This is a genomic window from Streptomyces sp. NPDC005017, from assembly GCF_042873115.1.
GTDB lineage: Bacteria > Actinomycetota > Actinomycetes > Streptomycetales > Streptomycetaceae > Streptomyces.
The window spans coordinates 641,176-662,129 of record NZ_JBIALD010000001.1 but is presented as its reverse complement, the minus strand read 5'-3'; the positions used below and the strand labels follow the sequence as shown (position 1 = coordinate 662,129).

Genomic DNA, 20,954 nt, shown 5'->3' with positions numbered 1-20,954 from the left:
CCTTCAGTACCGCCCCCACACCCTCGACGGCTTCATAGCCGGCACCGGCCTCACCCTCGACGAATCGACGTCACCCTAACGAGCCGAAGTCAGTATCTGTGCGACCCATTGACACCCCCACCACCCCGTCCTTACTGTCACGCCAGCATTTCGAACGCATGTCGAAATATCGAACAGAGTCGACGTTCACGAGGGGCAACTGCCGTGCGCATCACCGGAATCAGCACACACGTGGTCGGGACGCCCTGGCGCAACCTGACGTACGTACAGGTGCACACCGACGAGGGCGTCACCGGGGTCGGTGAGACCCGGATGCTGGGCCACACCGACGCGCTGCTCGGCTATCTGCGGGAGGCGGAGGCGAACCACATCCTCGGCTCCGACCCGTTCGCCGTCGAGGACCTGGTGCGGCGCATGAAGTACGGCGACTACGGCCGGGCCGGCGAGATCGTGATGTCCGGGATCGCCGTCGTGGAGACGGCCTGCTGGGACATCAAGGGCAAGGCCCTGGGCGTGCCCGTCTGGCAGCTCCTCGGCGGCAAGGTCACCGACCGGGTGAAGGCGTACGCGAACGGCTGGTACACCACCGAGCGCACGCCCGAGGCGTACCACAAGGCCGCGAAGGGCGTGATCGAGCGCGGCTACAAGGCGCTGAAGATCGACCCGTTCGGGACCGGGCACTTCGAGCTCGACCACGAGCAGTCCCTGTACGCCGTGTCCCTCATCGAGGCCGTGCGCGACGCCATCGGGCCGGACACCGAACTGATGCTGGAGATGCACGGCCGGTTCTCGCCCGCGACGGCCGTGCGGCTGGCGAAGGAGCTGGCACCGTTCGGCCCGGCCTGGCTGGAGGAGCCGTGCCCGCCGGAGAACCTCAAGGCGCTGGAGAAGGTCGCCGCGAAGGTGGACGTCCCCGTGGCCACGGGTGAGCGCATCCACGACCGCATCGAGTTCCGCGAGCTGTTCGAGAGCCAGGCGGTCGACATCATCCAGCCCGACGTCGGCCACATCGGCGGCATCTGGGAGACCCGGAAGCTGGCCGCCACCGCCGAGACCCACTACATGCTGGTCGCCCCGCATAACGTGGGCGGCTCGGTGCTGACCGCCGCCTCCCTGCAGGTCGGCTTCACCTCCCCCAACTTCAAGGTCCTCGAACACTTCAACGACTTCGCGGACTCGGACATCAAGAAGGTCGTCAAGGGCGCGCCGCAGGTGATCGACGGCTACTTCCACCTCTCCGACGCGCCCGGCCTCGGGGTCGAGTTCGACGCCGAGGCCGCCGCCGAGTTCCCGCAGCAGCAGGCCCGGTTCGACCTGTGGGCCGAGGGCTGGGAGCAGCGCAGGCCGAAGGGAACCGACCGGTGACCCCGGCCGCCGTGGTCGTCGAGGCGCCCGGTGAGCACCGGCTGACCGATCACACCCCGCGCGAGCCCGGCCCCGGCGAGGCACTGGTCCGGGTGCACGCGGTCGGCATCTGCGGCAGCGACCGCGAGGTGTACCAGGGCAACCGGCCCGAGGGATACGTCCGTTACCCGCTCACGCCCGGCCACGAGTGGTCCGGGACCGTGCAGGCGGTGGGCGCCGGGGTGCCCGCCTCCCTGATCGGGCGGAAGGTCGTCGGCGAGGGGTTCCGCAACTGCCAGGTCTGCGACCGCTGCCACGCCGGCGAGACGACCCTGTGCACGGCTGGTTACGAGGAGACCGGGTTCACCGAGCCCGGCGCGATGGCGGCCACCCTCACCCTGCCCGCCCGGCTGCTGCACGTGCTGCCGGACGGCGCCGACCTCACCGCCGCGGCCCTGCTGGAGCCGGCCGCCTGTGTCGCGGCGGCCGCGCTGAAGGCGGGCGCCCGGCCGGGCGAGCGGGTCGCGGTCGTGGGCACGGGCACGCTCGGGATGTTCGCCGTGCAGTTCCTGCGGGCGGTGTCCCCGGCCGAGCTGCTGGTGGTGGGCACGCGCCGGGACCGGGAGGCGCTGTCGCGGCGGTTCGGCGCGACCGCCTTCCTGACCAAGGACCAGGAGCTGCCGGACGGCTTCGACGTCGTCGTCGAGACCGCCGGGTCCGCCGACGCGGCGCGTACCGCGGCCGGGCTGCTGCGGCGCGGCGGGCGGCTGGTGCTCACCGGCATCCCGGCGCCGGGCGCCGACGGTCTCGACCCGACGGATCTGGTCGTACGGCAGCTGGAGGTGCACACCGTCTTCGGTGCGCCGCCCGACGCCTGGGCGCACACCGTGCGGGTCTTCGCCGCGGGGCTGCTGGACCCGGTGCCGCTGGTGACGCACGAGCTGCCGCTGGAGGAGTTCGCGCAGGCCATCGAGCTGGTCGGGTCCGGCGATCCGAAGGTCGGGAAGGTGCTCCTGCGCCCCTAGGCCGCTAGGCCCCTGCCGGACGGGCCCTGGGGCGAAACCCGCTCCAGGCCCTGTCGCCGAACTCCCGCAACCCCCGGGGTGCGCCGGTACGGGGCGACCTGACCGTCGCCGTACCGGCGTACCGCCAGCTCACACGCTTGGACGCGAACAACGTCCGAAATACCGAACACGAAGGACAGCTTGTGACCGACGCCTTCACGGCGACCCGGCGGCCCGGCGAGCAGGCGCTCGCCGCGCTCGGCCTGGGCGCGCCCGACCTCTCCCCCGCCGACGCCTCGCCGTACTCCTTCCCCGGCGGCGGCCGCTGGCGCACCGAGATCCCCTCCGTGGAGGGACCCGAGGCGCTGGCCGTCGTCCTGAAGGAGGCCTCCCGGCTGGACGTGCCGGTCCACCGGATCAGCCAGGGCAGCGGTGTGTGGATGCTCACCGACGCCGAGATCACCGAGATGGCCGAGGCCACGGCCGAACGCGGCATCGAGCTCTGCCTGTTCACCGGCCCGCGCGGCACCTGGGACATCGGCGGTTCCGTGCGCACCGATTCGCGGGGTGCCGGAGTGCGCGCCCGGGGCCACGACGCCGTCGCGGGCTGTGTCGAGGACGCCGTACGCGCCACCGAACTCGGCGTGAGGTGCCTGCTGGTGGCCGACGAGGGGGTGCTGTGGACCCTGCACCGGGCGCGGGGGTCCGGCATCCTCCCGGCCGACACCACGCTGAAGGTGTCGGCGCTGATCGGCCCGGTCAACCCGGCCGCGTACGCGGTCTACGAGCGGCTCGGCGCCGACTCGGTCAATGTGCCCAGTGACCTGACGCTGCATCATCTCACCGAGATCCGGCGGGTGTCGGCCGCCCCGATGGACATGTACCTCGAGGCGCCGGACGACCTCGGCGGCTACGTCCGGATGTACGAGATCGCCGAGCTGATCCGGCGCGGGGCCCCGCTCTATCTGAAGTTCGGCCTGTCGAGGGCGCCCGGGATCTACCCGTACGGCGCCCATCTGCGGGACCTGACCCTGGACACCGCCCGGGAGCGGGTTCGGCGCGGCCGGCTCGCCCTGGACCTGCTCGCCCGGCACGGCGCGGACGGCGGGATGGCCCCGCTCGGCTCCCGGCTGCCCGGCGACCTCAGCCGCTTCCCCGCGGAGCGCTCCGCGGGATGACCGCCGCGGCTCGCTTCACGGGATGAGCCGCCGCGGCCGCCCTTACCCGCCCGCGCGGCGCAGCCGCACCCCGACCCAGCCCCGCATCCCTTCGGGGGCACGCCCCACCGACCCGGCCCCGCGCCCCCTCGGGCGCACGCCCCACCCACCGCTTCACCACCTCTCGACGACGAGAAGAACAGGGACCGATCACCATGCGCACTCGTAGAAGCGCCCTCGCCGGCATAGCCACCGCCGCCTGCCTCGCCCTCACCCTCACCGCCTGCGGCCAGAGCTCCGAGGGCGGCAGCGAGGAGGACAAGGGCGGCGGCGAGGGCGCCACCATCGGCATCGCGATGCCGACCAAGTCCTCCGAGCGCTGGATCGCCGACGGCGACAACGTCGTCAAGCACCTGGAGGAGAAGGGCTACAAGACCAAGCTGGTCTTCGGCGAGGACGACCCCGACCAGCAGGTCTCGCAGATCGAGAACCTGATCACCCAGGGCGTGAAGGCCCTGATCGTCGCGGCCATCGACAACAAGTCGATGAACAACGTCCTCCAGCAGGCGAAGGACGCCGGCATCCCGGTGATCTCCTACGACCGTCTGATCCTCGGCACCCCGAACGTCGACTACTACGCCTCCTTCGACAACGAGAAGGTCGGCGAGCTCCAGGGCGGCTACATCGTCGAGAAGCTGGGCCTGAAGGACGGCAGCGAGAAGGGCCCCTTCAACGTCGAGCTGTTCGCCGGGTCCAACGACGACAACAACACCCGCTACTTCTTCCAGGGCGCCATGAACGTCCTGCAGCCCTACATCGACAGGAAGCAGCTCGTCGTCCGCTCCGGCCAGACCGAGCTCACCCAGGTCACCACCCTGCGCTGGGACGGCGGCACCGCCCAGAAGCGCATGGACGACATCCTCACCTCGGCCTACAAGTCCGAGCGGGTCGACGCGGTGCTCTCGCCGTACGACGGCATCTCGATCGGCATCCTGTCGGCGCTGAAGTCCGACGACTACGGCTCGAAGGCCAAGCCGCTGCCGATCGTCACCGGGCAGGACGCCGAGGTCGCCTCGGTGAAGTCGATCATCGCCGACGAGCAGTCGATGACCGTCTACAAGGACACCCGCGAACTCGCCGAGGTCGCCTCGAACATGGTCGACGCGGTGCTCAACGACAAGAAGCCCGAGGTCAACGACGAGAAGACCTACGACAACGGCTCCAAGGTCGTCCCGGCCTACCTGCTGGAGCCGGTCAGCGTCGACAAGGGCAACTACCGGGCCACCGTGGTCGATTCCGGCTACATCAAGGTCGGCGACCTCAACTAAGCACCCCGACACAGGGATTGGAAGGCACGACCATGGCGGGACCCGTCCTGGAAATGCGCTCGATCGTCAAGACCTTTCCCGGCGTCAAGGCGCTGTCGGACGTCACGCTGACCGTCCGGCGGGGCGAGGTCCACGCCATCTGCGGGGAGAACGGCGCCGGGAAGTCGACCCTGATGAAGGTCCTCTCCGGAGTCCACCCGCACGGCACGTACGAGGGCGAGATCCTCTTCGAGGGGGAGGTCTGCTCCTTCAAGGACATCAGGGCCAGTGAGCATCACGGCATCGTGATCATCCACCAGGAACTGGCGCTGATCCCCTATCTCTCCATCGCGGAGAACATCTTCCTCGGCAACGAGCACGCCACCCGCGGGATCATCAGCTGGACCGAGACGCTGCGGCACGCCACCGAGCTGCTGCGCCGGGTCGGTCTCGGCGACCACCCCGACACCCGCGTCGCCGACATCGGCGTGGGCAAGCAGCAGCTGGTGGAGATCGCGAAGGCGCTGTCGAAGAAGGTGAAGCTGCTCATCCTGGATGAGCCGACCGCCGCCCTGAACGACGAGGACAGCGGCAAACTCCTCGATCTGATCCTGGAGTTGAAGAAGCAGGGCGTCACCTCGATCATCATCAGCCACAAGCTCAACGAGATCCGCAGGGTCGCCGACTCGGTGACGATCCTGCGCGACGGCCGGACCATCGAGACCCTCGACGTGAAGGCCGAGGGGACCACCGAGGACCGGATCATCAGCGGGATGGTCGGCCGGGACCTGGAGCACCGCTTCCCCGACCGCACCCCGCACACGCCCGAGGAGGGCGCGGCCCCGGCGCTGGAGGTCCGCAACTGGACCGTGCACCACCCGATCGACCAGCAGCGCAAGGTCGTCGACGACGTCTCCATCGAGGTCAGGCGCGGGGAGATCGTCGGGATCGCGGGCCTGATGGGCGCGGGCCGCACCGAACTCGCGATGAGCGTGTTCGGGCGGACCTACGGCCGGTACGCGGGCGGCACGGTCCTCAAGGACGGTGAGGAGATCCGCACCAGGTCCGTCCCCGAGGCGGTCCGCCACGGCATCGCGTACGTCACCGAGGACCGCAAGCACTTCGGCCTGAACCTCATCGACACCATCAACCGCAACATCTCGCTCAGCGCGCTGGGCAAGGTCGCCAGGCGGGGCGTGGTCGACGAGCACGAGGAGCGGCGGGTCGCCGAGGGCTTCCGCAAGTCCATGAACATCAAGGCGCCGACCGTCTTCGAGCCGGTGGGCAAGCTCTCCGGCGGCAACCAGCAGAAGGTCGTCCTCAGCAAGTGGATCTTCGCGGGTCCCGATGTGCTGATCCTGGACGAGCCGACGCGAGGGATCGACGTCGGCGCCAAGTACGAGATCTACACCGTCATCGACCGACTGGCCGCCCAGGGCAAGGCGGTCGTCTTCATCTCCTCCGAGCTGCCGGAGCTGCTCGGCATGTGCGACCGCATCTACACCATGGCCGCCGGGCGGCTCACGGGTGAGTTCTCGCGGGCCGAGGCCTCGCAGGAAGCGCTGATGCGTCAGATGACCAAGGACAAAGAGGTATCCCGATGAGCACGGATGTGACCGACAGGACGCCGGCCCCGGCGCCGCCCGGCAAGGGCCGCACGGCCACCGGGGACGGCCTGCTCCACCTGGTGACGGAGGGCATGCGCCGCAACATGCGGCAGTACGGCATGCTGATCGCCCTCGGTCTGATCGTGGTGCTGTTCGCCGTGTGGACCGACGGTGACCTGCTGCTGCCGCGCAACGTCTCCAACCTGGTGCTCCAGAACAGCTACATCCTGATCCTCGCGATCGGCATGATGCTGGTGATCATCGCTGGCCACATCGACCTGTCGGTCGGCTCGCTGACCGCGTTCATCGGGTCCATGGCGGCCGTGTTCATGGTCAAGAACGATCTGCCGTGGCCGGTCGCCGTCGTCCTCTGTCTCGCCATGGGCGCGCTGGCGGGCGCGGCACAAGGGTTCTTCATCGCCTACGGCGGCATACCCTCGTTCATCGTCACCCTCGCGGGCATGCTCGTCTTCCGCGGTCTGACGGAGATCTTCCTGGAGGGGCAGACCCTCGGCCCGTTCCCGGAGGGCCTGCAGAAGGTGTCCAACGGCTTCATGCCCGAGGCCGGCCCGGACACCAACTACCACAACCTCACGCTGCTGCTCGGTCTCGGGCTGATCGTCTTCGTGGTCCTCCAGGAGTTCCGCGACCGCCGCCGCCAGCAGGAGTTCTCCCTCGAGGTCCCGCCGTTCAAGGTCTTCCTGCTCAAGCTGGTCGCGCTGGGCGCCGCCATCCTCACCGTGACGATGCTGCTCGCCAGCTACAAGGGCGCCCCGTACGTCCTGCTGGTCCTCGGGGTGCTGCTGGTCGGCTTCGGCTACGTCATGCGAAACGCGATCGTCGGCCGCCACATCTACGCCATCGGCGGCAACCTCCCGGCGGCCAAGCTGTCGGGTGTGAAGGACAGGAAGGTCACCTTCCTGGTCTTCCTGAACATGGGCATGCTCGCGGCCCTTGCGGGTCTGGTCTTCGCCGCCCGCTTCAACGCGGCCTCGCCCAAGGCGGGCCTCAACTTCGAGCTGGAGGCCATCGCCGCCTCGTTCATCGGCGGCGCGTCGATGAGCGGCGGTGTCGGCACGGTGCTCGGCGCGATCATCGGCGGCCTGGTCCTCGGCGTGCTGAACAACGGTATGAACCTCGTCGGCATCGGCACGGACTGGCAGCAGGTCATCAAGGGTCTGGTGCTGCTGGCGGCGGTCGGGTTCGACGTGTGGAACAAGCGGCGGGTCGGTTCCTAGCGGTACAGCTCGGTCGCTCCGGTTCGTCCCCTGCCGGGGGCCGTTGTCGCCTGCTCGCGCGGTTCCCCGCGCCCCTGAAGGAGGGGCCCCCTTGGAGACGTACACCGGCGGTTCCGTCTACCGCCAGGGCGACGCGCTCCGCCTGGAGACCCCAGCTACTTCCCGGACTCGCCCGGCCAGCCGCCCTTCCCCTCGACGGTGCTGCGCCCCGGCCAGGCGTACCGCTCGACCAGGGTGCACTCGTTCGACGCGTGAACCTCCACACGTTCCCCACGAGTTGAACATCACCACGCCGGTCTCCGTATGGATGGGTGGCCCGTGCTCCCCCGCGCGGGCCACCCAGAAACGGAGGACCCCTTGACGACCGGCAACGTCACCTCGCTGTTCCGCAGCACCTCGGCGCACAGTCCGTCGATGGCGGCGCTGGCGCGCGAGGGAGGCGACGGGGCCGGTCCGGTGGACTTCTGCATCCCGTGCAACCCCTACTTCCCCACCCCGGCGATGTTCGACGAGATGGCGACCCGGCTGCGGGACATCGTCACGTACTACCCCAGCAGCGCCGACACCATCACCGCCGAGCTGTGCTCCCTGCTCGGACTTCCGCCGCAGTGCGTGGCGATGGGCAACGGCTCCACGGAGCTGATCACCTGGATCGACCATCTGCTGGTCCGGGAGTCCCTCGCCATCCCCGTCCCCACCTTCGGCCGCTGGACCGACCAGCCCATGGAGACCGGCAAACGCGTCGACATGTTCCCGCTCCAGGAGTCCAGCGGCTTCGCCCTCGACCTCGCCCAGTACGCCGCGTTCATCCGGGCGCGGGGCACCCGGGTCGCGGTCCTGTGCAACCCCAACAACCCCGACGGCGGCTATCTGCAGCGCCACCACGTGGTGCAGTTCATGGACGCCATGGCCGATCTGGACCTGGTGGTCGTCGACGAGAGCTTCCTGGAGTTCGCCGACGCCGAGGCCGACCCGTCCGTCGTGCAGGAGGCGATGCTGCGGCCCAACGTCGTCGTGCTGCGCAGCCTCGGCAAGAACTTCGGCCTGCACGGCATCCGCTTCGGCTACCTCGTCGCCAACCCCGCGCTGGCGGGCAAGGTCCGTTCCATGCTCCCCAAGTGGAACCTCAACTCCTTCGCCGAGCACGTGGTGTTCATGCTGAAGGATCACGGACAGGAGTACGCGCAGAGCCTCCAGCAGGTCCGCCGCGACCGGATGGAGATGTCCAGCGCCCTGTCCTCGCTGCCCGGCCTCACCGTCTACCCCTCCCAGGGCAACTTCCTCTTCGTCCGTCTGCCCGTAGGAGCCGAGGGCACCGTGGTCCGTGACCGGCTGCTCACCGAGCACCGGCTGCTGGTCCGCGAGTGCGGCAACAAGATCGGTTCCTCCAGTCGCTTCCTGAGACTCGTGGTGCGCCCCCAGGTCGACGTGCGTCGCCTGGTGTCCGGCCTGGAACAGGTGCTCTACGGGACCAGGAGGGGAGCGGCCGCCGTGCCCGAGCTGAGCACCGGGACCAGCTACAGCTCGGGCACGGCGGCCGTGGATCGGCTGATGGGCGCGACGAACGGCGCGGGCTTCGCGATGCCGGCCCCCGCCCCCGCGATGGCGGGCGCTCCCATGACCGCGCCCGCGATGGCCGCGCCGGCGATGGCGGCCCCCGCGATGTCCGCCCCGGCCGCCATGGCGGCTCCGCAGATGATGGAGGCCCCCGTGCCGGTGGCGGCCCCGGCGCCCGCCCCCATGCCCGTCGTGCCGCAGCAGGTCGCCCCGCCCCCGGCCCCTCAGCCGATACCCGCCGCCATGGGTCTCACCCCGCCCGGCGTCCCCGCCCAGGGTGGACGCACCGCCGCCGAGGTCAGAGGCACGAACGGCCTCACCCCCGCCCCCGCCACGGGCTGGCCGAACACCCCCAACTGGCCGATGGCCGCCGGCTGACGAAGGCGGCTGCCCCGGCCCGGGATCACCGGGCCGCCTCCAGCAACGCCGCGGTCCCCGGATACGGCCCCCGCCGCGCCCACTCCAGCGGGGTCAGGCCCGTGCCGCCGTCCTCGCGCAGGGACGGGTCGGCGCCGCCCGCGAGCAGGGCCCGCACCGCGGCCTCGTGGCCCCAGCAGGCCGCCGCGCACAGCGGGGTGCCCTCGGAGCCGTGGCCGCTCTCGGTGTCCGGGTCCGCCCCGGCCGCCAGCAGGAGGCGGACGATCTCCGCGTCGCCCTGCACGGACGCCTGGTAGAGCGGGGTCGTGCCGTCCGGGTCGGCGGCGCCCGGGTCCGCGCCCGAGCGCAGCAGCGCCCGGACCTCGTCGGCCCGGCCCAGCAGCGCCGCCGTCACCAGCCGCCGCGACAGCTTCTTGCTCCTGCGTCTGTTCACGGCCGTCGAGCCTATGCCGACCGCGAGTTCCCCGCGCCCCTGAGGGGTGAGCGTGCGTATGCGGGTGCGGGTGGTCGGTGGTTTTCGCGCAGTTCCCCGCGCCCCTGAGAGGGTGAACGTGCGTATGCCGGTGCGGGTGGTCGGTGGTTTTCGCGCAGTTCCCCGCGCCCCTGAGAGGGTGAACGTGCGTGCGCGAGTGCGGGTCGGGGGTGGGGTTTGCGTAGTTCTCCGCGCTCCTGGGCAGGGCGGTCTCGCGGCTCTCGAAGCGGGGCAGCGCAGGGCCCACCCGAAGGGGCGCGGGGAACTGCGCGACCGGCCAGGACGGACCCGCACCCGACAACGCGCACAAGGCATCGCGTCATCCGGGTTCACGACGACCGCCGTACCGCGTAATCCTCCCGTGCCACGCAGGTCGGAGCCCCGTCGCGCCGTCCCCTCACGGACACAATGACCGCGCACCCGCCCCCCACGGACCGTCACGGAGGCTCCCATGGAGCTGAGCAGACGCACCTTCCACACCCTCGCCGGCGCGACGGCCCTGGGTCTCGCCCTGGACGGGACGGCGACCGCGCACCCCCGTCCCGCCGCCGCGCCGCCCCCGGCCGCCGACGCCCTGCGGCACACGGTCGGCTTCGACCGGCACTCCCTGCTCGTGGACGGCGAGCGCGTGTTCGTCTGGTCCGGCGAGATGCACCCCTTCCGGCTGCCCAGCCCCTCCCTGTGGCGGGACGTGCTGCAGAAGATGCGGGCGTACGGCTACAACGCGGTCAGCGTCTACGTCGCCTGGAACGTCCACTCCCCCGCCCCCGGGCAGTACGACTTCACCGGCGTCCGGGACCTGGACCTGTTCCTGCGCACGGCCGCCGAGACGGGCCTGTTCGTGATCCTGCGACCGGGCCCCTACATCAACGCCGAGGTGGACGCGGGCGGCTTCCCCGGCTGGCTGACCGCCACCGCGGGCACCGCCCGCACCAGCGACCCCACGTATCTGGGCCATGTCGACGCGTGGCTGACCGCGGTGAACGGAATCGTCGCCCGCCATCTGTACACGCGGGGCACCGGCACGGTCCTGCTCTACCAGATCGAGAACGAGTACGACGCGCATGTGGACCAGCCCGCGGGCCGCGACTACATGGCCCACCTCTACGCCAAGGTCCGCGCCGACGGCATCGACGTGCCCCTCTTCCACAACGACAACGGGCGCAACGGCCACTGGGTGCCCGGCTCCTTCGACACGGGCGGGGAGACGGGCCGCTGGCTGTACGGGTTCGACGGCTACCCGAGCCCGTTCAGGACCCCGCCGGACTGGGGCCACTTCGGCAGCGGCGGCAGCAAGGGCGGCGCCACCGCCAGCCCGGACACGCCGGGTTTCGTACCGGAGTTCGGCGGCGGCTGGTTCGACCCGTGGGGCGGGGTGGAGTTCCAGGGCAAGGGCTACGCGGAGTCCCGCCGGACCCGTGACGCGGCGTACGAGCGGCGCTTCTACCTCACCAACCTCGCCAACGGCATCACCCTGCACAACGTCTACATGACCTTCGGCGGCACCAGCTGGGGCTGGCTGCCCTCGCCCCAGGTCTACACGTCGTACGACTACGGCGCCGCCTTCGACGAGGGCAGGGGCGCCACCGCCAAGCTCGTCCCGATGCACCAGCTCGGCCATCTGCTGCGCGGCGTACCGGACTTCGCCGAACTCGTCAGGGCGGCGGAGGTGAAGGCGGCCGACGCGCGCGTGAAGGTGTACCACCTGACGGCCGCGTCCACCGGCGCCCATGTCTATGTGCTGCGCAACGACAGCGCGGACCCGGTCGCCACCACCGTCCCCGTGGGCGGCGTCCGGCTGCCGGTGTCCCTGCCGGGGCAGGACGCACGGCTGCTTGCCGCCGGGCTGCGGCTCGGACGGCGGACGCTGCGCTACTCCAGCGCGCAGCCGATGCTCGGGATCACGGCCGGACGGCAGGACGTGCTGGTGCTGACCGGGCGCGGCGGCGAGGCCACCCGCACCGCCCTGGAGTGGGCGGACGAGCCCGAGGTGCGGGTGCTGGAGGGGGACGCGCAGCACTCGTACCAGGACGGCGCCCTGCGGGTCGACGCCCGGCTCGACGGCCTGACGCGGGTGCTGGTCAGCGGGGGCGGGGCGGCCGCGCCCGTGCTGCTGCTGCTCTGCGACGACGAGACCTCGGTGCGGCTGTGGCCGTACGAGACGCCCTCCGGGCCGGTGCTCGTGCACGGCCCGGCGCTGCTGCGGACGGCCGCGCTGGACGGGACCGTGCTGCGGCTGACCGGGGACACCGCCGAGGCGTCCGGTCTGGAGGTGTGGGCGCCGCGCGGTGTCGGCGAGGTCACCTGGAACGGCGTCGCCGTGCGCACCGGCGACTCCCCCTCGGGCGGTCTGCGCGCCGGCACCCCGCTCCCCGGGCCCGGCCCGGTCGCGCTGCCCTCGCTGAGCGGCGGCTGGCGGCGCCGGGAGGAGAACCCGGAGTCCGCGCCCGGCTTCGACGACTCCGCCTGGCGGCGCGCCGACCTGACCGGTTCGTTCAGCACCACGCCGGTGCCGGCCGGGCAGCCGGTGCTCTTCGCGGACGACTACGGCTTCCACTACGGCGACGTCTGGTACCGGGGCCGCTTCACCGGCGCCACCGGCGCCACGTCCCTCTCCCTCGGCTACAGCACCGGTACCCAGGGCATGCTGATGGCCTGGCTCGACGGGGTCGCGCTGGGCCGGCACCGGATGCCGGTGCCGGACAGCGCCAGTGTGCGCAAGGGCAGTTGGGAGGCCACGGCCGAGCTGGCCGTGCCGGAGCGGCTGCGCACCCCCGGCGCGCACGTGCTGTCGGTGCTGGTGCGGCGGATGCAGCACGACATGGACGGCAAGTCCCTGGACACCCACAAGGCCGCCCGCGGTCTGACGAGGGCCGCCTTCACCGGGGCCGCGCCGAGGATCGCCTGGCGGTTGCAGGGCGAGGCGGCGTACGACCCGGTGCGCGGCCCGCAGAACAACGGCGGACTGTACGGCGAGCGGCAGGGCTGGCATCTGCCGGGGCACCCGGACGCCGACTGGGCGGCCGTCGGGCTGCCGGGCGCGGCCGCGCGGCTCGGGGTGACCTGGTACCGGCGGTCGTTCCGGCTGGACGTCGACCCGGGCACGGACGCGTCGATCGGGCTGGTCCTGGACGACGACCCGGCGCTGGCGTACCGCGCGCAGATCTTCCTCAACGGCTGGAACATGGGGCAGTACATCAACGACGTGGGTCCGCAGCACACGTTCGTGCTGCCGAACGGGATTCTGCGGACCCGTGGCGGCAACACGCTCGCCCTCGCCGTGCTGTCCGACGGCACGACGGCTTCTGGGCCGGGGGTGGTGCGGCTCGCCCTGCTGGGCGCGGTGGTGGGGGGTGTGCCTGTCGAGGCGGTCGAGTCTCCTGGTCGGTGAGCTGACTCGGGCGGAGTCGGGGGCGTGGTCCTGCGTCGCTTGTCGGGGGGTGGTGGGGGTTGGTTGGCGGCTGACCGTCGCCGGTGGTTGTTCGCGCAGTTCCCCGCCCCTCAAGAAGGGCGGGTGCCGCTCGAGCGGGGCGGGAAGCTGATGCCAGGCGCGTCCACGCGGCGGAGCCGCATATCGACACAGCCCCGCGCCCCAAGAAGGGCGGGTGCCGCTCGGGCGGGGCGGGAGGCTGATGCCAGGCGCGTCCACGCGGCGGAGCCGCATATCGACACAGCCCCGCGCCCCAAGAAGGGCGGGTGCCGCTCGGGCAGGGCGGGAGGGTGGCGTTGGGCGCGGCCGGGGGCGGGGGTTTGGGTCGAGAGGGGTCAGGCGTGATCACTTCCGGTCGGACAACGGTCTTCGGATCGAGTGACGCGGGACGTTCTCCCCGCGTAGGCTCGAACAGCTTGCCGTACGGCGGTGGAAGGGGGCTCGATGGACAGCGCGGGGGCGCGCGGGAAAGCGGCCCGGTGGGTCGCGGCACTCCGGCGGCCGAGGGCGGCCTCCGCCATGCGCGGGCTGGCCCGCGATCTCGGTGCCGCGCTCGGCGAGCGGGCGCGGCAGCCCGCCGACGTGCGCGAGCTGTGCCGGGCCCTGTGCGAGGAGATGAGCGCGCGGCGCGGCGGCAGACCCGTCGAGCTGCGCTTCGAACGGTTCCCGGACGAGATCGAAGTGACCGGGCTGTGCGTGGAGTTCCAGGACTTCGACCTGGTCATCGTGGAGGAGCGGGCCGAGGCCTCCCAGCAACTGGTGATCCTCGGGCACGAGTTGTGGCATCTGCACGCGGGACACCGCCATCTGCACGGCCCCGGGCACGCGGCCGCCGCGCACGCGCTGGCCGGATTCGGCGGTTCCGCGCTGACCGTCGCCGCCCGCAACGGCTCCCGCCAGGCCGACGAGGCCCAGGCCGACGACTTCGGCCACCGCCTCGCCACCGCCTTCCGGCCGCTGCTGAGGGGCCAGGACCCGCGCCCGTCCCTCGACCCCGTCCAGCGGTCGATGGGCTACCGGGGACGGGGAGGTTCCGCGCGGTGACCCCCGCCCTCGGCGGGCCGCTCGCGCTGACCGCGCCCCGCGTGCTCACCGATCTCGACCTGGCCATCTGGCTGCCGACGGCGCTGCTGGCCACCGCCCTGGCGATCAAGCTGCCCAGCATCGTCAAGATGTGGCGGGACCCGCTGCTGCGCGCGGTGGGCGGACTGCTGCTGTTCGGCTGCGCGGTGTTCGTCTTCGCGGCCCCCTCCACCATCGCCTGGACCAACCGGGTCACCGGCGTGCCCAACATCGCCGCGCCCTGGGTGTACTCCCTGCTCACCACGCTGTGCGCGTCCTGGCTGCTGCTGATCGTCGCCTGGCGCAACGGCGCCGACCGCTCGGACGCCACCCGCCGGGCCACCCGCCGGGTCGTCGCCGCCTGCGCGGGCGTGGTCGTCACCCTGTGGGTGCTGTTCGCCTTCGCCGACGCGCCCGTGGAGCGGACGCGGGACCTGGACACGTACTACGCCAACACGCCGTTCATGCGCGAGCAGATCGTGCTGTACCTGATCGCGCACACCGTGGCGTGCGGGGTGATGGCCCGGCTGATCTGGAACTGGATCCGCACCGACGGCCTGGACGCGTGGCTGCGCTGGGGGCTGCGGTTCCTGGGCATGGGCTACACCACGAACCTGCTGTTCGACGCGGCCAAGTTCACCGCCGTCGGGGCCCGCTGGACGGGACACGACCTGGACTGGCTGAGCACGTACGTGGCGCCGGCCGCCGCCTGCTTCTCGGCGGCCCTGGTCGGCGTGGGCTTCATCGTCCCGCACACCGGCCAGTACCTTCAGGAGCACTGGCGGCTGCGCGCCCAGTACCGCGCACTGCGGCCGCTGTACGTGGTGACGCGCGCGGTCAGCGGCGGTCGCGAGCCCTACGACCCGCGCGCCACGGCCGAGTTGCGGCTGATCCGCCGCGAGACCTTCATCCGTGACGCCCTGCTCCAGGTGTCCCGGTACCTCGACGACGAACTGGGCAGCCGGGCCCGGGCCGCCGCCCGCGCCCTCGGCCACCCGCCCGGCCGGGCGGAGGCGCTGGCCGCCGCCGTGGCGCTCCTGGCGGCCGTAGAGGCCCGGCGGCTGCACCCCGACCGCGAGGGCAGCGGCCCGGCGGACACCGAGTACCTGATGCGGGAGATCCAGTCCGTCTCGCTCGCCCTGCGACGTCCCGAGGACCTCGAGGCGGTCCGCGCCCGTGCCACCGCCCCGGCAGAAAGTACACCCGCATGACCGAACGCACCTCCCCCGACGCCAGACCCGACGCCAGAACGGCCGTGGTCCTCGGGGGGTCCCACTCCGGCATGCTCGCCGCCCGTGCCCTGACCGCCGTCGCGGACCGGGTCGTCGTCGTCGAGCGTGACACCCTGCCGACGGGCTCCGCACCCCGCAGGGGACTGCCGCAGGCCCGGCACGCCCATGTGCTGTGGTCGGGCGGCGTCCGCGCGATGGAGGACCTGCTGCCGGGCGTCACCGGCGCCCTGCGCGCGGCCGGGGCCCACCGCATGCCGGTCACCACGGGGATCGTGGCCCTGTCCCCGTGGGGCTGGTTCCGCCGCTGGCCCGAGTCGCACCATGTGATCCTGGTCGGCCGCGACCTGCTGGACGCCACGGTGCGGGCCGAGGTCCTCGCCGACGAGCGCGTCGAACTCCTGGACGGCACCGAGGCGCTGGAGCTGACCGGCACGGCGGGGGCCGTCACCGGCGTACGCGTACGGCGGTGCGGCGGAGGCGAGGAGCGGGTCCTGGAGGCCGGTCTGGTGGTCGACGCCACGGGACGCGGCTCGGCGCTGCCGGGCTGGCTGGCCGCCCTCGGCCTGCCCGCCCCCGAGCGCCGCGAGGTCGACTCGGGCCTCGCCTACGCCACCCGCGTCTTCCGCGCCCCCGAGCCGGCCCTCACCGGCTTCCCGGTCGTCAACATCCTGCCCGACCCGCGGGCGGGCGGCCCCGGCCGCAACGGGCTCCTGCTGCCCATCGAGGACGGCCGCTGGATCATCACCCTGTCCGGCACCCGGGGCGGCACGCCCTCCCCGGACACCGCGGACTTCGCCCGCTTCGCCCGCGAGGAACTGCGCCATCCGCTGATCGCCGACCTCGTCGACCGCGCCGAGCCGCTCACCGACGTGTCCTTCACCCGGACGACCGTCAACCGCCGCCAGTTCTACGAGCGCATGCCGAGCTGGCCCGAGGGCCTGGTCGTACTCGGCGACGCGCTCGCCGCGTTCAACCCGGTCTACGGCCACGGGCTCGCCGCCGCCGCCCAGAGCGCGCTGATCCTGCGGGACGTGACACGCCGTCACGGCTGGGGCGCGCCGGGTGTCGCCCGCCGGGTGCAGCGGGCGGTGGCCCGGCCGGTGGGCGCGGCCTGGGACCTGGCGGTCGGCCAGGACGTCTTCTATCCAGGCGCCACCGAGCACGGTCCCACACGGCGGGATCGGCTGCTGGCCGACTACGTGGGGCGGCTGATGCTCACGGCCACCGGGAACGGCCGGATCGCGCGCCGGGTGACGGATGTGACGTCCCTGGAGCGCGGCGGCGCGGTGCTGCTGACGCCGAGCGTGCTGCTGGCAGCGGCGGTAGGCCCGCTCAGACCGGCGCTGGACGGACCGCCGCTGACCGTGGCGGAGAGAAAGGCGGCGGGCCTGCCGTAGGGCGAGGACCCCGCCCCGCTGCACCCCGTCCGGCGGACCCAGCCCTGCTCCACCCCGTCCGGCGGGGACCCGCCCTGCTCACCCGGTCTCCCCGGTCTCCCCGCTCACCCGGCGAACGCGGGCTGCGCGATCCCCTTCCCCGCGCCGGGGACGACCAGCAGCGACCCCGAGAACGGGCCGGGCCCGGTGAGTCCCGTGCGGGCCGTGGTGATGTACAGGTCGGACAGGTCGGCGCCGCCGAACGCGCACGCGGTCGGCCTGCGCACGGGCAGTTCGAGGACCCGGTCCAGGACGCCGTCCGGCGTGTACCGGCGTACGGCGCCGCCGTCCCACAGGGCGACCCAGACACAGCCCTCGGCGTCCACGGTCAGTCCGTCGGGGAAGCCCGCGCCCTCCTCGATCGCGGCGAGGGTCCGGCGGCCGGAGACGCTGCCCTCGGCGTGGTCGAGGACGTCGACGCGGCGGGCGTGCGAGTCGACGTAGTACATCAGCCGCCCGTCCGGGCTCCATCCGGTGCCGTTGCTGACGGTGACCCGGTCGAGGACGACGGACGGCCGCCCCTCGCCGGTCAGCCGGGACAGGGTGCCGCCGCCCGCTGCCTCGTCGTAGCGCATGGTGCCCGCCCACAGGGAGCCGTCGGGCGCCACGGCCGCGTCGTTGCCGCGCCGGCCGGGGACGGGCTCGCGGTGCAGCCAGCGGAAGGAGTCGTCGGGGTCGAGCAGGCCGACGCCGTCGCGCAGGTTCAGCACCAAGCCGCCGCCGGTCCGCGGCTTGGCCGCGCCCACGTGCTGCTCGGTGCGGCGCACGGTGCGCACACCGGTGAGCGGGTCGTACGTGTGCACCCGGCGACCCAGGATGTCGACCCAGAGCAGCCGGCCAGCGGCGGCGTCCCAGGTCGGGCCCTCGCCGAGCTCTGCCCCGGCGCGGACCGCGATCTCGCAGCCGCTCACACCGCGCTCCGGTGGCCGAGCCGCTCGGACAGTTCGGCGGCGCCCTTCACGGCGAGCTGCTCCAGCTCGGCGTGGCGGTCCTCGCTCCAGCGGATCATCGGCACGGAGATGGACAGCGCCGCGACGACCTGCCCGGTGCGGTCGCGCACGGGCGCGGCCACGCAGGAGACGTCCGGGTTGGACTCCCGGCTCTCGACGGCGATGCCGCGGGTCCTGATCCCGGCCAGGGCCTCGCGCAGCGCGCCCGGGTCGGTGATGCTGTTCGGGGTCATGGCGACCAGCTCGGCGCCGTCGGGGACGCGCGCGGCGAGCTCCTGCTCGGGAAGGGAGGCGAGCAGCATCTTGCCGACGGAGGTGCAGTGCGCCGGCAGTCTGCGGCCGGCCGCGGAGACCATCCGCACGGCGTGGGTGGAGTCGACCTTGGCGATGTAGATGACGTCCGTGCCCTCCAGGATCGCCACATGCACCGTCTCGTCGCAGGTCTCGGCGACCGAGCGGGCCACCTGCTGGCCCTCGGCGGCCAGGTCGAGCTGCTCGGCGTAGCGGCTGCCGAGTTGGTAGGGGCGTACGCCGAGCCGGTAGCGTCCGGGCTGGCCGGGCACGGGGACGATGTACTGGCGTGCGGCGAGCGTGGTCACCAGCTCGTGCACGGTGGTGCGTGGCAGCTGGAGCCTGCGCACGACGTCGGGGGCGGAGAGTGTGCCGTCCCCGTCGAGGAAGAGCTCGAGTATGTCGAGAGCCCGGGTCACGGCAGGCACGAGGCGTCCCACGTCGGCCCCCTCCCTTGATGAGGCTGTGTTCGAAATTTCAACAGCCGATCGGAATGACGAACACAGGCTACTCAAAGGGGGTTTCGCCCGGCAATGGCCCGGTGCTCCGCGCTCCGCGCGTATCCGGCCCACCGACAGCACCTCTCCGACCGGCCCGGCGGCGCACGCGACGCCCTGCTTCCAGGGGCGCGGGGAACCGCGCGACCAGCCACAACGCCCCGCTCCAAGGGGCGCGGGCAACTGCACGCCTGGCCACAACGCTCCCGCACGGGCGAACAACAGGACAGTCCCCCGCACGCGTGCGCAGCTCGGCGTGGGGCTGTCAGTCGGCCGCTTCGCCCAGGCGGCCGCGGAGGCGCTGGGCGCGCAGGACCAGTTCCAGTTCGAAGCGGCGGTCGGGGTCGTCGATCTCGTCACCCCACATCTCACGGATCTGACGGAGGCGGTAGCGGACGGTCTGCGGGTGGACGCCGAGCCGCGCGGCCACCTCGGGGGCGCCGCCGCGGGTCTCCAGCCAGGCCAGCAGCGTCTCGGCGAGCCGCCGCCCGTGCGTGGGCCCGCAGTCGGCCAGCGGCGCCATGCACCGCAGGGCGAGATCGTCGAGCAGTTCCTCGGGCTGGAGCAGGACGAGCGCCTCGGTGTGCTCGGTGCAGAACAGCACCTCGCCGGCCGGGAGCAGCCGCCGCTGCATCAGCCGCACGGCGGCCTCGGCCCAGCGCAGCGACTTCGCCGCGTCGGCCAGCGGCACCGGCGGCCCGATCGCGCCCGCCCAGCCGGCCAGCGCCCGGTTCAGCAGCTCGCGCCGCCCCGCCGCGTCGGGATCGGGGACGACCATGCGCGGCTGCTCGTACTCCATGTCGAGCAGCACCTCCTGCCCCACCGCGGGCGCGACCGCCTCCCGCGCCGGGCGCAGCAGCACCCCCACGGCGACCCTGCCGGGCAGCGCCCAGCCGACCCGGGCGGCGCGCTCACCGAGGGCGTCGCCGCCGTCGCTGCGGTGCCGGTCGGCGAGGAGCTGCTCCATGAGCCGGCGCTGGAGGCGCAGCCGCTCCCCGGCCTGGCGGGCGGCGGCCTCGGCGTAGCCGCGCACGGTCCGGTCGACGAGGCCGTCGAGGAACTCGTATCCGGCGTCGACCAGCTCGTACATCGCGGGCGGCGGGATCTCGACGCGCTGGCCGATCTCCGCGAACCGGCGCCAGGCGAGGCGTACGCCCATCCGGTAGATGGCCTGGAGGGAGTCCAGGCTGCGGCCCTCCAGTCCCTCGCCGAGGCCGAAGGTGTGGAAGACCTCGGGCGGCACGGTGGGGCGGATCTCGGAGTTCTCCACGCGCCGGACGAAGGCCTCGATGGCATGGCGGATGCCGACCAGGGCCATGGGTTCGCCGTTGTCGTCGAGGACGACGGGCAGGTGGGGGTACTCGCGGCGGATCTCGCTCATGATCTGCTGGGCGAGTTCCGGCGCCTCGGCGAGGGCGATGGCGGCGAACCGGCGCACCTGCATGCGCGGCACGTCGTGCCAGGCGGATCGGGTGGCGACAGCGGTGATCTCTACGGTCACGGTGTGCTCCCGTCGCCCGCCTGCTCATAGGTGATCAGCGGACTGTTGGGCTGCTCGGGTGCGGCTTCGAGCAGGGCGACGACGCCGAGGGCGGCGCCCACGGCGAGCGCGGCGGCGGCCACGACGGTGACAGTTGCGGCGAGCAGTCTGGACATCTCAGGGTCAGCCTCTCCGGTCCGAAAGGTCGTCCCACCCCGGCGTCCCACCCCTGTCTCAGGCGTGCCCAGTGTCGACACACTGTTGACACACAGTCAAGGGTCGGTGATGTGATTTGCCGAACAGTGTGAACATTCGCCCGGTTTTTCGGGCCTCCCCCGGGCCCCCGCCGGACCCTCCCGGGACCACCTCCACCCCCGCTCACGATCTGACGCGGCATCAGCCCCAACCGTGCCCGAAATTGTCACCTCGGTGAGTAGCCGTGGGGAACGCCTGGGCGAAAACTGTCGAACCCCACCCCAGCACAGGCCGTCCACACACCCCTCGTACGAACG

16 protein-coding genes and 1 pseudogene are annotated in these 20,954 nt (G+C 72.4%); 12 read left to right on the top strand and 5 right to left on the bottom strand.

Going from position 1 to position 20,954, the window contains the following annotated elements; translation table 11 throughout:
* The first annotated feature begins 204 nt into the window (after positions 1-204).
* From ACFYR0_RS02815 to ACFYR0_RS02780, 8 genes and pseudogenes are all read left to right on the top strand, one after another.
* Positions 205-1,365: a mandelate racemase/muconate lactonizing enzyme family protein gene (locus ACFYR0_RS02815; protein ID WP_389321057.1), complete on the top strand. Its 1,161-nt coding sequence runs from the start codon at positions 205-207 to the stop codon at positions 1,363-1,365.
* Complete coding sequence (locus tag ACFYR0_RS02810; protein WP_389321054.1) at positions 1,362-2,369, top strand: zinc-binding dehydrogenase; 1,008 nt, start codon at positions 1,362-1,364, stop codon at positions 2,367-2,369. The genes ACFYR0_RS02815 and ACFYR0_RS02810 overlap by 4 nt, the downstream gene beginning before the upstream one ends.
* 182 nt (positions 2,370-2,551) lie before the next feature.
* Complete coding sequence (locus ACFYR0_RS02805; RefSeq protein ID WP_389321051.1) at positions 2,552-3,526, top strand: hypothetical protein; 975 nt, start codon at positions 2,552-2,554, stop codon at positions 3,524-3,526.
* 194 nt (positions 3,527-3,720) lie between these two features.
* The gene (chvE, locus tag ACFYR0_RS02800) at positions 3,721-4,833 is read left to right on the top strand and encodes a multiple monosaccharide ABC transporter substrate-binding protein (protein WP_389321048.1); all 1,113 of its coding nucleotides are present in this window, start codon (positions 3,721-3,723) and stop codon (positions 4,831-4,833) included.
* A gap of 32 nt (positions 4,834-4,865) precedes the next feature.
* The gene (gene mmsA, locus ACFYR0_RS02795) at positions 4,866-6,416 is read left to right on the top strand and encodes a multiple monosaccharide ABC transporter ATP-binding protein (protein WP_389321045.1); all 1,551 of its coding nucleotides are present in this window, start codon (positions 4,866-4,868) and stop codon (positions 6,414-6,416) included.
* Positions 6,413-7,657: a multiple monosaccharide ABC transporter permease gene (gene mmsB / locus ACFYR0_RS02790; RefSeq protein WP_389321042.1), complete on the top strand. Its 1,245-nt coding sequence runs from the start codon at positions 6,413-6,415 to the stop codon at positions 7,655-7,657. Before mmsA ends, mmsB begins: the two co-directional genes overlap by 4 nt.
* 103 nt (positions 7,658-7,760) lie before the next feature.
* Positions 7,761-7,912 (top strand): annotated as a pseudogene (locus tag ACFYR0_RS02785) (galactose-1-epimerase); the annotation flags it as partial.
* A 159-nt stretch (positions 7,913-8,071) separates the two neighbouring features.
* Entirely contained in the window at positions 8,072-9,592 is a 1,521-nt protein-coding gene (locus ACFYR0_RS02780) for a pyridoxal phosphate-dependent aminotransferase (RefSeq protein WP_389321141.1), read from the top strand.
* 25 nt (positions 9,593-9,617) lie between these two features.
* On the opposite strand, the gene ACFYR0_RS02775 is transcribed toward ACFYR0_RS02780, so the two are convergent.
* The gene (locus ACFYR0_RS02775) at positions 9,618-10,025 is read right to left on the bottom strand and encodes an ankyrin repeat domain-containing protein (protein WP_389321038.1); all 408 of its coding nucleotides are present in this window, start codon (positions 10,023-10,025) and stop codon (positions 9,618-9,620) included.
* 490 nt (positions 10,026-10,515) lie between these two features.
* Between ACFYR0_RS02775 and ACFYR0_RS02770 the strand changes: the two genes are divergently transcribed.
* The 4 genes from ACFYR0_RS02770 (at position 10,516) to ACFYR0_RS02755 (ending at position 17,185) form a co-directional block, all read left to right on the top strand.
* Positions 10,516-13,455: a beta-galactosidase gene (locus tag ACFYR0_RS02770; RefSeq protein WP_389321035.1), complete on the top strand. Its 2,940-nt coding sequence runs from the start codon at positions 10,516-10,518 to the stop codon at positions 13,453-13,455.
* Between the two features lie 483 nt (positions 13,456-13,938).
* Positions 13,939-14,538 carry a toxin-antitoxin system, toxin component family protein gene (locus tag ACFYR0_RS02765; RefSeq protein WP_389321032.1) on the top strand — a complete coding sequence of 200 codons (600 nt, stop codon included), beginning with the start codon at positions 13,939-13,941 and terminating at the stop codon, positions 14,536-14,538.
* A gap of 26 nt (positions 14,539-14,564) precedes the next feature.
* Positions 14,565-15,767 carry an MAB_1171c family putative transporter gene (locus ACFYR0_RS02760; RefSeq protein WP_389321139.1) on the top strand — a complete coding sequence of 401 codons (1,203 nt, stop codon included), beginning with the start codon at positions 14,565-14,567 and terminating at the stop codon, positions 15,765-15,767.
* Positions 15,764-17,185 (top strand): NAD(P)/FAD-dependent oxidoreductase, encoded by a 1,422-nt coding sequence (locus ACFYR0_RS02755; RefSeq protein ID WP_389321029.1) that lies wholly within the window; start codon positions 15,764-15,766, stop codon positions 17,183-17,185. The genes ACFYR0_RS02760 and ACFYR0_RS02755 overlap by 4 nt, the downstream gene beginning before the upstream one ends.
* Before the next feature lie 104 nt (positions 17,186-17,289).
* On the opposite strand, the gene ACFYR0_RS02750 is transcribed toward ACFYR0_RS02755, so the two are convergent.
* The 4 genes from ACFYR0_RS02750 to ACFYR0_RS02735 form a co-directional block, all read right to left on the bottom strand.
* Positions 17,290-18,135 carry an SMP-30/gluconolactonase/LRE family protein gene (locus ACFYR0_RS02750; RefSeq protein ID WP_389321026.1) on the bottom strand — a complete coding sequence of 282 codons (846 nt, stop codon included), beginning with the start codon at positions 18,133-18,135 and terminating at the stop codon, positions 17,290-17,292.
* Positions 18,132-18,905 (bottom strand): IclR family transcriptional regulator, encoded by a 774-nt coding sequence (locus ACFYR0_RS02745; RefSeq protein WP_389321023.1) that lies wholly within the window; start codon positions 18,903-18,905, stop codon positions 18,132-18,134. The genes ACFYR0_RS02750 and ACFYR0_RS02745 overlap by 4 nt, the downstream gene beginning before the upstream one ends.
* 322 nt (positions 18,906-19,227) lie before the next feature.
* Positions 19,228-20,406 carry a PucR family transcriptional regulator gene (locus ACFYR0_RS02740; RefSeq protein WP_389321136.1) on the bottom strand — a complete coding sequence of 393 codons (1,179 nt, stop codon included), beginning with the start codon at positions 20,404-20,406 and terminating at the stop codon, positions 19,228-19,230.
* A 53-nt stretch (positions 20,407-20,459) separates the two neighbouring features.
* On the bottom strand, positions 20,460-20,618 hold the full coding sequence (locus ACFYR0_RS02735; protein ID WP_386381309.1) for a hypothetical protein: 159 nt from the start codon (positions 20,616-20,618) through the stop codon (positions 20,460-20,462).
* Positions 20,619-20,954: the final 336 nt, after the last annotated feature.

Excerpts from the sequence above, each read along its gene's own strand:
- ACFYR0_RS02740 (WP_389321136.1), bottom strand. The coding sequence starts at position 20,406 with ATGCAGGTGCGCCGGTTCGCCGCCATCGCCCTCGCCGAGGCGCCGGAA.
- mmsA (WP_389321045.1), top strand. The coding sequence starts at position 4,866 with ATGGCGGGACCCGTCCTGGAAATGCGCTCGATCGTCAAGACCTTTCCC.
- mmsB (WP_389321042.1), top strand. The coding sequence starts at position 6,413 with ATGAGCACGGATGTGACCGACAGGACGCCGGCCCCGGCGCCGCCCGGC.
- ACFYR0_RS02755 (WP_389321029.1), top strand. The coding sequence starts at position 15,764 with ATGACCGAACGCACCTCCCCCGACGCCAGACCCGACGCCAGAACGGCC.
- ACFYR0_RS02780 (WP_389321141.1), top strand. The coding sequence starts at position 8,072 with ATGGCGGCGCTGGCGCGCGAGGGAGGCGACGGGGCCGGTCCGGTGGAC.
- chvE (WP_389321048.1), top strand. The coding sequence starts at position 3,721 with ATGCGCACTCGTAGAAGCGCCCTCGCCGGCATAGCCACCGCCGCCTGC.
- ACFYR0_RS02765 (WP_389321032.1), top strand. The coding sequence starts at position 13,939 with ATGGACAGCGCGGGGGCGCGCGGGAAAGCGGCCCGGTGGGTCGCGGCA.
- ACFYR0_RS02735 (WP_386381309.1), bottom strand. The coding sequence starts at position 20,618 with ATGTCCAGACTGCTCGCCGCAACTGTCACCGTCGTGGCCGCCGCCGCG.
- ACFYR0_RS02770 (WP_389321035.1), top strand. The coding sequence starts at position 10,516 with ATGGAGCTGAGCAGACGCACCTTCCACACCCTCGCCGGCGCGACGGCC.